The organism is Paenibacillus graminis, assembly GCF_000758705.1.
In the GTDB taxonomy this organism is placed as follows: domain Bacteria; phylum Bacillota; class Bacilli; order Paenibacillales; family Paenibacillaceae; genus Paenibacillus_AQ; species Paenibacillus_AQ graminis.
Genome location: NZ_CP009287.1, coordinates 4,334,479 through 4,347,748 on the forward strand (window position 1 = coordinate 4,334,479; position 13,270 = coordinate 4,347,748).

10 protein-coding genes and 1 pseudogene are annotated in these 13,270 nt (G+C 44.8%); 1 reads left to right on the plus strand and 10 read right to left on the minus strand.

The genetic code is table 11. The features are described from left to right. Positions 1-176 precede the first annotated feature (176 nt). The 6 genes and pseudogenes from PGRAT_RS18585 to PGRAT_RS18615 all read right to left on the minus strand — a co-directional run bounded on the left by PGRAT_RS18585 (position 177) and on the right by PGRAT_RS18615 (position 5,872). Positions 177-887 (minus strand): response regulator transcription factor, encoded by a 711-nt coding sequence (locus PGRAT_RS18585; RefSeq protein ID WP_025707854.1) that lies wholly within the window; start codon positions 885-887, stop codon positions 177-179. Between the two features lie 516 nt (positions 888-1,403). After that, positions 1,404-1,532, minus strand: a pseudogene (locus PGRAT_RS35060) (helix-hairpin-helix domain-containing protein); the annotation flags it as partial. A gap of 96 nt (positions 1,533-1,628) precedes the next feature. Then, entirely contained in the window at positions 1,629-3,674 is a 2,046-nt protein-coding gene (locus tag PGRAT_RS18600) for a serine hydrolase domain-containing protein (RefSeq protein WP_025707857.1), read from the minus strand. A 266-nt stretch (positions 3,675-3,940) separates the two neighbouring features. Next, the gene (locus tag PGRAT_RS18605) at positions 3,941-4,627 is read right to left on the minus strand and encodes a hypothetical protein (RefSeq protein ID WP_025707858.1); all 687 of its coding nucleotides are present in this window, start codon (positions 4,625-4,627) and stop codon (positions 3,941-3,943) included. Continuing rightward, positions 4,620-5,498 (minus strand): ABC transporter ATP-binding protein, encoded by an 879-nt coding sequence (locus PGRAT_RS18610; RefSeq protein ID WP_025707859.1) that lies wholly within the window; start codon positions 5,496-5,498, stop codon positions 4,620-4,622. Before PGRAT_RS18610 ends, PGRAT_RS18605 begins: the two co-directional genes overlap by 8 nt. Then, positions 5,495-5,872 carry a GntR family transcriptional regulator gene (locus PGRAT_RS18615; RefSeq protein WP_025707860.1) on the minus strand — a complete coding sequence of 126 codons (378 nt, stop codon included), beginning with the start codon at positions 5,870-5,872 and terminating at the stop codon, positions 5,495-5,497. The genes PGRAT_RS18610 and PGRAT_RS18615 overlap by 4 nt, the downstream gene beginning before the upstream one ends. Positions 5,873-6,274: 402 nt before the next feature. Here PGRAT_RS18615 and PGRAT_RS18620 point away from each other — a divergent pair, with 402 nt between their 5' ends. Beyond that, positions 6,275-7,279: a hypothetical protein gene (locus PGRAT_RS18620; RefSeq protein WP_025707861.1), complete on the plus strand. Its 1,005-nt coding sequence runs from the start codon at positions 6,275-6,277 to the stop codon at positions 7,277-7,279. Between the two features lie 90 nt (positions 7,280-7,369). On the opposite strand, the gene PGRAT_RS18625 is transcribed toward PGRAT_RS18620, so the two are convergent. The 4 genes from PGRAT_RS18625 to PGRAT_RS18645 form a co-directional block, all read right to left on the minus strand. Then, positions 7,370-7,948 carry a hypothetical protein gene (locus PGRAT_RS18625; RefSeq protein ID WP_025707862.1) on the minus strand — a complete coding sequence of 193 codons (579 nt, stop codon included), beginning with the start codon at positions 7,946-7,948 and terminating at the stop codon, positions 7,370-7,372. A 618-nt stretch (positions 7,949-8,566) separates the two neighbouring features. Beyond that, positions 8,567-9,556, minus strand: a complete 990-nt coding sequence (locus PGRAT_RS18630; protein WP_025707863.1) for an aldo/keto reductase — start codon at positions 9,554-9,556, stop codon at positions 8,567-8,569. A 524-nt stretch (positions 9,557-10,080) separates the two neighbouring features. Beyond that, entirely contained in the window at positions 10,081-11,205 is a 1,125-nt protein-coding gene (locus PGRAT_RS18640; RefSeq protein WP_025707865.1) for a PTS transporter subunit EIIC, read from the minus strand. Positions 11,206-11,456: 251 nt separating this feature from the next. Next, a complete protein-coding gene (locus PGRAT_RS18645; protein WP_025707866.1) occupies positions 11,457-13,013 on the minus strand; it encodes an ABC-F family ATP-binding cassette domain-containing protein in 1,557 nt (518 codons plus the stop codon). Positions 13,014-13,270: the final 257 nt, after the last annotated feature.

The window sequence follows — 13,270 nt, forward strand, 5'->3', positions numbered from 1 at the left end:
GAAACGAGTGACGGGATCCGTAAACCAGCAAGCGATATACGACTAAAAAAGCTGGTCTTTGCGGATTGCAATCGTTTGCATTTAAATCCATCTTACCAACTTGTGTTAAAATCTAGTTAAAGTAATGAAATAAGATTTTATGAAAAGTCATATTATTCGATCAGCGATGTTTAATATTACGCATCCATGGATTCCATCATTAGTGAAACCGATCCGTTAAATTTATAACCAGCACCTCTGACAGTATGGATAAATAGCGGTTCACTCGGGTTTTTCTCGATTTTTTGCCGCAAGTTATAAATATGAACCATGACGGTTCGTATGTCCCCTTGCTTCATGTCTTTCCAAATAAGATCATATAAGGTTTCGGTGTGGAATACGCGGTTCGGGTTCTTTGCCAGAACAACAAGGAGTCGGAATTCTTTAGAAGATAAAGAGACTTCCTTGCCATAGGCCATTACTGAGTGGGTAGTTGGATCAATCTGCAGATTTGGATAAAGTATCAAATGACGTTGATTAACTGGAAAAGCCTGTTTATACCTACGGAGGTGTGCTCTGATTCGGGCGAGTAATCCTTCAAAGCTGGAGGGTTTGGCAATAAACTCATCTGCCCCCCGGTTCAAGGCTTCAATCCTGAGATAATCTTCGGAATGGTGACTTGTAAAAAGCACTGGTTTATCGCTGAATTTGCGTAATTCCGTGCATATGTTCAAGCCGCCCGCCCCGTCAAGAATTATTAAATCAGGATCGTGAGAATGAATGTAGCTGACCGCTGCTTGTCCGCTGTGAGTATATCCAACAGCTTCATATCCATGCTCTATTAAGGATTGAACCAAGAACCTGCGAGTTTCAGTATCATCATCAATGATTATGATTTTTTCCCGCATTCATTTTTCTCCTTTCATAGTATTTGTAAGCGCTTTCTGAATTTAAAGAGATTGCAGACGAACTTTAACATAGTATGTTATTTTTACACAAAATATCATATGTTGTAGAATAATGCAACTAGTAAACCAATTAAGATAATAACCTGACAAGCAGGCGATCAAACGCTAAAGGAGAGATTACTAATAAAGATACCGCAATGCGTCACTGTAAAATTTATGAAAAAATAATCGAGACCTCACTAGATGAGAATTTGGATCTATATCGGCAAGAAACATACAGCAAAGAGAATAAAGAAATATATGAGGTAGATTAGAAAATCTGCATTCAGATTTAAGACCTTCACCCCCAGATCATTGAAGAACCCTCCTGTCCCTCCCCCATATGGACCCGAAGCCAGTAACAGAAGATTATTAAATATAAGAATCAAATTCAATACTGCGTATTTTATGGCACTGATTCCAATGCCCTCATATTTATTCATACACGTGTCCTTTTGTCTACCAGATTATTAAATATCAAGAATCAGCTTTTTTAATAGCCAGGCCCTCTTCCGCCAATGCTTGTCTGAGCTTCGGCATGGATGATGGGCCAATTCCGTGCAGCTTCAAAATAGCCTTCTCAGTGTACACCGAAAGCTGCTCCAGCCATATAAACAAAAAACTCCCGCCAAAAATCAGCAGAAGCTTCTTGGAATAATTATTCACACTGGCGGGGTTTAGTTAAAATCCTAATTAACACTATTACTTCAATGTAATCAAAAATACGTCAGATGCCTTGCCAAAAAATCCTATATATCCGTTCACCGGAAGTTTAGAGGTGTTCTGCCCGTTAACGGTTGAAAAACTTACACATGTATTGTTTTCGTCATAAACTGCAAAGCTGGCGTTTGGAGGCAATTTAACGGTTATGGTTTTGTTGGCCGCTTCCCCGCTAATTTGATACCAACGGGCAAAACCATTGGCCTGTATGACCGTCGAGGATGCCTCCCCGCTGTAGATTGACGGGGTATCGGCTTTTTTAATAAAACTCATATTATACATTTGGAGGTATTCCGCATTGTTTTCCTTATAAAACTTCAAATTCGTCGTATCTCTGCCCGAGGATACCGGAATTTGTACAGCGTTTATAGCATGGTTTTGATCGATTATTTTACTTCCGGCAACGTACCCGTTGTTCACATCAATCCATAATTTGCTGGGTATCAAAGGAACAAACAGGACTTCTGAGCTTGGTCTCTCCGTAAGGGGCAAATAGTCTTGGCCCACTCTCTCTGACCATGCATCTGACACCGCTTTGTCCAGGTGGACCGGTTCTACCTTTTGCGAATCATAGAATGTAAAGAGGCTTTGACCCAGTCCTGGAAAGTTCAGATAAGCGCTGGCCTTGATATAAGTGATGCCGTTGATCTGCTTGTCAAAACTTAAGGTAACGGTTCCGTCTGCACTTTTAAAATAGCCGTCCCCCACATACACATATTTCTGTGCCGGAATGAACCCGCCAAAGATCAAAGGCATATCGATTTCTCCATCTTTGATCTCAATTTCCTTAGGGCTATCCGATGCAGCCGCATAGACACCGTTGTATTGGTTCATGCTGTCCGGCATTTGCACTTTTACAGGAGGAGTGAAGATCTTATCCGGTTTAATTTCTTTGATTATGCCTTTTTCTTTGAGGTATTCCTGCAAAATCCCGGTTCCCAGCATACTGTTAACAATAGACGAGCCGCCAGAAGAGGCCACTGCTACAGAAATATTATACTGTGGAAGTACGATCATAGCAGCTTTAAATAAAACTGAGTCGCCGCCTTTAAATGCTGCCTGGATATTGTATTCTCCAAACGGGGACAATTTCACGCTATCCCAGCCAAGTCCATAGGCAAAAAAGTTCTCCTCGCCGTCTGACGGCCAAATTCCATTTTTATATTCTGGATTTAACATGGCCTTGGCCGATTTCTCAGACAGCAAATCTGTTGTACCCATTAATACTTCTTCTACTTTGAGCATATCTTCGGCGGTTGAATAAATGCCGCCCGTTCCAACTGCACTTATAGTGTCCGTGGGCAACGCCCCCTCATAGTTCGGCAGGTAGGCTCTGGCAAGGTCTGTCCGGTCGAACTCATCCATAGGCGTCTTCGTATGTTGAAGACCTAAAGGTTCACTAAGGTTTTTTGCGATAAATTCGGAATAACTCATGCCGCTTAATCGCGCCACCAGAATTTCCAGCAGCGTGAAGCCATCGTTGGTGTATACCGAAAATTCACCGGGATTGGCTTTCAGGGTCTGGGTTCGCAGACTGGCAAGTACATCTTCCTGTAAGTCCGGGTTGATATCATCAAATAAAAAGGTGTTCCCGTAGCTTGTGCCATTGATCCCTGATGAATGGTTTAACAACATCCGGGGCGTGATCTGCTTGTACCGCTCATCTGCCATTTTAAAATCCGCCACATACTTTACATAAGGCTCATCTAAATTCAGTTTGCCACGGTCAACCAGCATCATCACGGCTGCGGCGGCATACATTTTGCTAACTGAACCGACCCCGTACATGGTATCTTTGGTGACCGGCCGGCTGCTATCTTTAGCGTAGACGCCCTTATTTCCTGATAAAATGATTTTTCCATTATCCATAAGTGCATATTGTACGCTCGTCTCACCATATTGAGTGACCAAAGTATTGGCAATTTCATCTGCCTTCTTGTGCAACGGGCTGTTCAGCTCCTGCGCAAAGGCGGTTGAAGAGGTTAGCATTATGCTGCTGGCCAATAAGACCGAAAATATTATCTTCATGAAATTCCCTCCTCTTGACTATTCAGAATAATCCGATTCATGTTGCTTAACAAAAACCAGCTCCCACGCCCCCTTCCTTGGGTGAAATCCCCCGTTGTACAAACAGGACGGCAGTTGAACCATATCGGTATGTTAGTCTTGTAGCATACTATAATACCACGCCAAAAAAATGTCAACACACATCCAACCACCCCATATTGTGAAACCAAATAAAAAATGTCCTGAGCGTAAATTCGCCCAAGACATGAAAAAGCTGGCAAGGCCTCTTAAAATATCGGCCGTTTTGCCGTAAACCACCATCCGCCAGCCAGAAGTACACACGCTATCAGGAAGGTCAGCCCAAAACCAGCCAGCAGCGAATCATTGGAGAGCAGCACCATTAATCCGTTGGCTAATTTATGCCGGAGTGGCGCAATCGATGTAAAGACCGGAATGGCAGCTAGGATAACCACCCAGATCACCCACCCCAACACATGGCGTATACCCGAGAATAAAAGGCTTAACAGTGACAAGAGCAGCATGTATGCTCCGAATTGGTAAATCAGCATGCCGGTTATACCGAATTGACTCCAGCCAAAAATCTCAAGAATATTATATGTAGTCTCGTAGCTGCGGATAAAGGAATTTTCCATCTGAAACCATACCGTATTAAGCACCGCAAAAAAAGCGGCAGACAAAACATACACCACCAATATTCCATAGTAATAATCCTTGCGGGTTGCTCCTAAATTAACCATCCTTTTGAAAAGCTGTAGCGGCAAAATACTGCCGACGAAAATCAGAAACACAGTAAGAACATTGGCGGCGGAGACTTGCCGGTTCTCACCGGGACCTATTGACAGGCTTACGATTATGTTTGACAGAACACTTACAGCAACAACACCCAGAATGACATAGAGATACAGCTTAAGCTGCAGAAAGGATGCTTTCAGCATGACTATTAACTTATTCAATGCGGCGACCTCCTTCGACCAGATACGAAAAAAACTTCTGAAGTGTAAGCCCTTCGATCGTGAGGCCCAGCTTATTCGCCTGAGTTCTGTCTTTATCCCCGAGTGCGCCATAAATGGCGGAAAGAGTACCTTTCCCGTAGGTTTCGTTATAAATTACTTGTTTGTCGCTAGTGAATTGTTGTACGGCTTCAGAACTGCCCGTTAGAACATGGGAATAGCTGCGGATATGGTCCACATCGTCATGCAGCAAGATTGTTCCGGCGTCCATAATGTAGACACGTTCAACAACCTTCGCGATCTCGTCAATTAAATGGGTCGACAGCACAATCGTTCTTGGATAATTTGCATAATCCTCCACCAGAATTCTATAAAACTTCTCCCGGATCAGCACGTCAAGTCCAAGCATGGGCTCATCATAAATAGTTAACCGGGCCCGGCTTGCGAGGCCAATAATATTACCGACAAGGGACTCCATCCCTCTGGAGAGCTGTCGGATTTTTGTGCTGGGATCAAGCTTGAAGGTGTTGAGCAGCTCTTCCGTAAACGACCAATCCCAATGGGGATGAAATGCGGAAGCAAACTGCAGAATCTCTTTAACTCTGGCCCCTCTCCAGTACAGATTTTTCTCCCTGATATAACAAGTCTCCGGCGGCATTCCGCCCTGATCCAATCGTGAACCCGAAGCTTCAATCCGGCCGGAGTCAGGAAAAATGCCTCCAGTTAACATGTTAAGCAGCGTTGTTTTTCCGGCTCCATTAGGGCCGAGCAGGCCGTAAATCGTATTCTCTTCCAGCGTCATATTCAAATGGCGGACAGCCTCTTTTTTACCATAGCTTTTGTTCAGGCCCGAGCATTCAAGAATCACACTCACTTTCGATCAGCCCCTGTCCGTTCTTTAATCATTTCAATAACATCCTCATTGGTCATTCCCAGCTTCTCCGCCTCTTCGAGCAATTTCAGGACCATTTCATCATAAAACCGGCTTCGCCGTTTGCCCATTATCGTTTGCTTTGCCCCTTTGGCAACATACATACCCAGCCCTCTTTTCTTGTATAGAATTCCCTCGTTCACGAGTAACCCGATGCCTTTCACAGCCGTAGCCGGATTAATTTGAAAGGTGCTTGCGAATTGCGCCATTGAGATAATCTGATCATCTTCCTGGTAGGTTCCGTTCAGAATGTCATCCTCAATCATTTCGGCGATTTGTTGAAATATGGGCTGACTTGAGTCGAAATTTGTTTTCATTCACTCACCCTATCGGTATGTTGGTATTGCAACACACTATAATGCTGCTCTGCGGAAGTGTCAAGCCTTGATGGACAACAAAAAAGACACTCCTGGTAAAGGATGTGCCTTGTTGTTAAGGTAAAGGGAGCGGGCGCTTTCGGCTGGTTGTAGGTCTGGCTATAGGCCAGCAAGAAAAACATATTATGCAGCGAAGGAAGCTTCGGCGCATTGCCAAACCGGCTTCGCGCAGCAGTTCTGCACTCTTTTTACCAATCCATACATCACTACCCTGCTCATATGTAATTCATTTACTTTTATTAAAGTATTAATAATTTGTATAAAACTTCCGTTATTTTATACTAGAGCAGGCGCTCACGATCATACATGCTCGGATCAAATATGAAAAGAAGGTGTACTGCTATGAAGCATCCCGTAAAAACAATATTTGCTCTATTACTAATGTATGTTTATCTTCCAATAGCATTTTTACTGTATATGTGTAGTTTTCAAGTGATAAGTTGGCTGGAGCCAAATGCATATTATAGATATGCCACCGATGGTAAATACACAGAGGATATCTTTTTCAAGGGAGCTATGGGTCAAGAAATCGAAGTAAGCTCTATGTTAGAAAGTATTGTAGGGAGTCAAGTCTTCAAAAGACCGCAGGATCTTTTCTCTGCTGTACTAAAAAAGGAGGATTCCTTAAGACATACATTAGAGTCAAATAATGAATATATGCTTTATTTAAAAAAAAATAATCTCACCGTAGACCATGTTATAGCTTATATGAAAAAGATAAGCGATTTGGACGACAATTTGATGAATGCCAATCTGTACCTTACAGCCTTGGGAATCATTATGGTTTACTATCTATTGTTTAAATACAGAAATAGGATTTATTTAGGAGCTGGATTACTGTATATCTTTCTGGTTATAGATGCATTTACATATAATCTTGTTTCAGATGCCTTTTATCCTCAAATGAAAAGACTGGTGTCCGATTTATCATATGAAGATTATTTGGTGACAGTGAAGGGATTACTCCCTGCACTTAGAGAGGCAACTTTGACCTTTATCATTTTTGATACAGTCATCCAAAGCTATAAAGATCGTAAAAACAAAAGATTAGAGACTGACCTCAAAATCTCCTATTATTCTCTTGAAAAAGTCCTTAATATTCTAAAAAATATCATAAACGAAAACCCGAAAATTAAACTGGTCGAAGTAAAAATCAACAAAAATGTTATTCTGGAATTCTGTAAAAAAAATAAACAGGATCAATATCTACAGGATATTAAAAAAATTATTGAACATAATCTGCAGCAAGAAATTAGGAACATCAGTAATTTGGAACTGTATGAGATCTACTCAACCATCTATAAAAATTTAAATAAATCAACTACTTTTAAAGCGAAAGTATTCTAGCGAACACAACTTTTCTTACCAGGGTAGCTGCGACTAATAAAACATGATTATTATCCCTAAAATTTTGTCGGCTTCTGCTAATTGTTAAATCTACTGTGCCCCTAACATCACGTTTATACTATGCCATTCAATCCTGTCTTTCTCAGCCCGGTTATCCGTATATTCATGTTCGTCATCTATAAGGATCTCTTTACTTCTCAAGAACCCGAGCAATCTGGCTGCCTCTTTCCTTATGCTGTCCATGTAACTTTGAAATTTCGAATGGTCTTTTTTGAGAATCTCCTTGTATTCGTCAGAAGTTGTAATATAGGTTAAAGCAATATACCTCAGAAAGTTGTAGCCGTCGCAATATTCATCGTACAATGTTTCCAACGTTTCCAATTGCTCTATTGCATCTTCATTCGTTAAGAGATCATCTAAAATTAAGATGATTCGTTCATGCTCAAACAGACCGAAATGGATCAATCTTCTGATTTGCTTGTCTATTTCGTGAAATGCCAATTTATCCTTATAGTCTCTTGAGATGAGTTCGAAGTATTCCTTCTCACCAAAAATCACTTCCATTTCATCATGATCGTACACCCATTGCTCAAATGCTAGGATAGAGTGCTCGTCCTTCTTATTCTTAATAAAATAATACAAGTAACGTTGTGCCGTGATTTGATCCATTAAAACACACCTCCGCTAAATCCAGACTTATCTAACATGAGGAAATTATATTTGTTTTATCCTTCAAATATCTACTACAATCTTTTCTATGATGATATCATATTTCCTTCAAGATCTAGTCACAGCATGAGCTTTCAAGTCCCTTCCCCCTAAACTCCAACATCCCCGTCCTTCCACCCTCATCACCTCAATCATCATCAGCGCCACCAGCCGGAACCCTTCCGTATATACGGCAGCAGAATACATGTACTTTGCCCCAACAGATCAATTAACTCTTCCAACTCATCGTACTTTTCCGGTGAATAGCTTCTTGTGATAAGCTTCAATTAATGAAGAAATCCTTTGGTAAGGTCGTAGTATTCGGAATGTTTAGGGTGTAGACCTTCGTCTGGTTTGATGTTTCCACAGAACAAGCTTTCCAATATACTTGCCATGCTTCTCCTCCTTTGTATAGCTAATGAAAGCTCTCGGACGCAGTGTACGTCTGCTGTAGCATTCTTGATCAAAATGCAGTGCTATTGCATTTTAGCGATATAATCACTAACATTTTTTATTATCACATAGAAAAAGCAGCCTATCAGGCTGCTCATCTGAAATCTTATTTCGGAACTCTCTTCCTCACTTCACAACCTCAGCACCCACCACCGGATGAGGGACATACGGCTCTTCCAGTGAAGCAATTTCTTCAGGTGTTAGTGTAATGGACAGGGCGGCGGCTGCATCTTCGAGATGGGAGCTTTTGGTCGCACCGATGATGGGAGCGGTCACGGGTTCTTTTTGCAATAACCAGGCTAGGGCAATTTGAGCGCGGGGAACGCCGCGTTGTTCGGCGATTGCTGCAACCTGTTCTGCGATCAGGCGGTCAGTATGGGCCGTTGCATCGTATTTGGATTTCTGAACCTGGTCCGTCTCGGAGCGGTGTGTGGTTTCGGACCAGTCACGCGTCAATCTGCCTGAGGCCAGCGGACTATAGGGAATCACAGCGATTTTTTCTTCCTTGCACAGCGGGAGCATCTCCCTCTCCTCTTCACGGTATAAGAGGTTTAAATGATTCTGCATCGATACGAACCGGGTCCATCCATGGTTCTCAGCGACATGCAGTGCCTTCAGGAACTGCCATGCGAACATGGCTGAAGCCCCAATGTATCTGGCCTTCCCGGCCTTCACCACATCATGCAAAGCTTCCATCGTCTCTTCGATCGGCGTATGGTAATCCCAGCGGTGAATTTGGTACAGATCCACATAATCGGTTCCCAGCCGCTTTAAGCTTTTATCGATTTCACTCATGATTGCCTTCCGGGACAGCCCGGCGCCATTGGGGCCTTGGTGCATACGGAAATGTACTTTCGTCGCCAGGACAATTTCATCCCGATGGGCATAATCCTTCAAAGCCCGCCCCACAATTTCCTCGCTCGTTCCATCTGAATATACATTCGCCGTATCAAAGAAATTGATACCCAGTTCAAGGGCTTGCTTGATAATAATACGGCTGCGCTCTTCATCCAGTACCCAGGGATGGACCCATCGGTCTGCTTCACCAAAGCTCATACAGCCCAGGCACAGCCGGGAGACATCCAACCCCGTATTTCCAAGCTTCACAATTTTCATTAGACTGTTCCTCACTTTCCCGTTGTGATGTTTTCCTTCCTAAAGCAGTTTATTCCTTAGAGTAAACTCTAAGGCAAGCCTTTTGCCGCACACTGCGCTTTTTACCATGCTGCCCGTTATCCACTTGTTCCACCCGATCAAAGCCATTCGAGAAGGGCTGCAGAGTCATACCCTCATGGTAGATGCTGAGAGCAAGCTTGTAAATGTTATCTCATAATATCTTTTACAGGAAATGATCGAACATTTTGCGTGTCCTCGCAAAAAAAAGGCGTGTCCTCCCTCGAATGCGCCATAGGATACGGATACCATAATTTCAGTCGTATGCTATTCTCCTTGTGAGCACATTATCCAACACAAGGAGTGTTGATCATGGCAAAGGTTTTGACGCAAACTTTTTTTCGGAACCGATCAGCTTTATGAATGGCAGTCATCTCTGACTCATATCCGTCAACAGCCAGATCGAGCATTTGGGCAGCGGGCTGGACATCCTTGCTATCTGAATCCAGAGCTATATGAGTCTTCATTCATTTACTTGGTGTTTGCATCCGTCCAAGTTCAGGCTCCAGCTTCACGAACAGCGTCGCAATCAGCGCGATTAGGAATCCTGCCGTGCAGGCGATCAGGAAGCCGCCGAACCCGTCTCCCAGGTAAGCGGGCAAGGTTGCCAGTCCCGGAAAAGCGAAAGAGATCGCAGACGAGCCAAACATCCCGGCCATTCCGCCGCCGATAGCTCCGGCACAGCAGACGGCAATCATCGGCTTGCGCATTGGCAGGTTCACACCGAACATCGCAGGCTCGGTGACTCCGAACAAAGCGGAGATGGAGGCGGATAAGCTTAGGGTTTTGAACTTCTTGTCTTTGGCTCTGAAGAAAACCGCGAGCGCAGCCCCCGCCTGCGCGAAGGCAGCCGGGCCCATCAGGGCCAGAATGGTATCCGAACCGCTTAAGTTGATATTGTTGATCGCCAACGGCACCAGACTCCAGTGCAAGCCAAAGATAACCATCGGCTGAATAATTGCACCCAGAACGATTCCCGCTCCTACCGGACTGAAATGGTACACCAGACTGTAACCTTGGGCGAGTACGTTCCCGGCAAGTGAGCCCACCGGCCCGAACACCAGCAGCGTCGCAGATGACACCACAACTATCGAGATCAAGGGAGTGAAGAATTCCCGAATGACCTCGGGCAACACTTTGACGCAGATTCGTTCGACATACACCAGCAAGCCTACTGCGAGAATGATGGGGATGGCACTCGCCGGATAATTGACGGATGTCACGTCCATGCCGAGAAACCTTATCGACTCATGGTCTGCAAACCGGGTGGTCAGACCCGGGTACAGCAGCACCCCGGCGATCACAACGGCGGTAAAAGGATTGGCCTTGAATTTACGGGCTGCTGTATACGCCAGAAGAATAGGAAGATAGTAGAACAGACTATCCGCCATCGCATTCAGCACAATATATGTATCCTCTGTTGTACTGAGCAGCTTCAACGCCGCTGCACCGGCCAAAAGCCCTTTCATAATACCCGCCGCACTCAGAATATTGACAATTGGAAGAAAGATTCCGGAGATACCGTCAATAATGATATTGACCGCACTCCTTTTAGAATGATTTACAGACGTTTCCTGATTATGTACTTCCATAAAAGTTCCCCCTGCACTCTTTGCTTTATATCCGGCCAGATATTTTTGGCCTATCTTTTAACATCTACTATAGCATAGCGGCAAGAGGGTGAGGCACCCCAACAATTAGTGCAATTCATTCAAAGCGGAGGGCACATTTTGGGCATGTGCTGCACCCATACTCCAACTCAACACAAATAACCCGTAAGAGGGCCACTTGTTTAAGCTTTCCTCTTACGGGCCACTGTTCAGACCAGCCTTGTTGCCAGCCGTTAAAACACTTTCGTAGTCCACGATTCGCAGTTCCACGTTTCGGTCACGATATCGCGGTAGAATTCGGGTTCATGGGAGATCAGCAGAATGCTGCCCTTATACGCTTGGAGCGCACGCTGCAGCTCATCCTTCGCATCCACATCAAGATGGTTGGTCGGTTCGTCCAGCACCAGCAGATTTGTCTCGCGGTTGATGAGTTTGCACAGACGGACTTTGGCTTTCTCGCCGCCGCTCAAGACCGCAATCTTGCTCTCAATATGCTGGGTCGTCAGACCGCATTTGGCCAGTGCTGCCCGGATTTCAAACTGGGTATAGGAAGGGAACTCCGTCCAGATCTCTTCAATACAGGTATTGTAGTTCGTTCCCTTGATTTCCTGCTCGAAATAGCCGATTTCCAGCAGGTCGCCAAGTCTGGCTGAACCTGAAACCGCCGGAATTTGGCCGAGAATACTGCGCAGCAGCGTGGTCTTACCGATCCCGTTGGCACCGACAAGCGCAATTTTTTGTCCCCGCTCCATTTGCAGGTTCAGAGGCCTGGACAGCGGAGAATCGTAGCCGATGACGAGATCTTTGGTTTCAAAGATCAGCTTGCCGGAAGTGCGCGCGGCCTTGAAGTTGAATTGCGGCTTCGGTTTTTCCCTGGCGAGCTCGATGACCTCCATCTTGTCCAGCTTTTTCTGCCGGGACATCGCCATGTTCCGCGTAGCCACGCTGGCTTTGTTCCGCGCAACGAAGTCCTTCAGATCGGCAATTTCCTGCTGCTGACGTTTAAAGGCTGATTCGAGCTGCGACTTTTTCGCCTCGTACACTTGCTGGAAATACTCATAATCCCCCACATAACGCGTCAGCGATTGATTTTCCATATGGTAGATCAGGTTGATCACGCTGTTCAGGAAAGGAATGTCATGAGAAATCAAAATGAAGGCATTCTCGTATTCCTGTAAATAGCGCTTCAGCCATACGATATGCTGTTCATCGAGATAGTTCGTAGGTTCGTCAAGCAGCAGGATGTCGGGTTTCTCCAGCAGCAGTTTGGCCAGCAGCACCTTGGTCCGTTGCCCGCCGCTGAGATCATGCACATCCTTATCCAAACCGATATCCGTAAGGCCCAGCCCGCGGGCAGTTTCGTCGATTTTGGCGTCGATCATATAGAAATCCTGGCTTGTCAGTGTGTCCTGAATCGTTCCGACATCCTCCAGCAGCTGTTCCAGTTCCTCTGGGGACACATCTCCCATTCTGCCGTACATGTCGTTCATTTCTTGCTCCATATCGAAGAGATATTGAAACGCCCCGCGCAGAACATCGCGAATCGATTGTCCCTTCGTCAGCACCGCATGCTGGTCCAAGTAGCCCGCCCGCATACGTTTTGCCCATTCGACTTTGCCTTCGTCCGGCTGGAGCTTGCCCGTAATGATGTTCATGAAGGTGGATTTCCCTTCACCGTTCGCGCCGATCAGGCCGATATGTTCACCCTTTAGCAGGCGAAAGGATACATCGCTGAATATCGCCCGGTCTCCAAAACCGTGACTCAGCCGTTCTACATTTAGTATACTCATGAGTTAAACACCTTTTCCTTTATACAGTATCTCGTCATATTATAAAGGCTAAAGCGCCACAACTCCAGACAGGTTTTAAAAATAAAAACAAAGCACCGCACTTATACTAATCCTGCCCTCAGCTTAGTAACGCCAAATTCCTGGTAACCCTTTAGGCACGTCAACATGTAGACCCAGCCTTCTTTGTTGCCTAATAAATGATGTATCAGATTTATACTGCTCTCCCCTCGATACTTTCCAAATAGAGAATCCGCCCC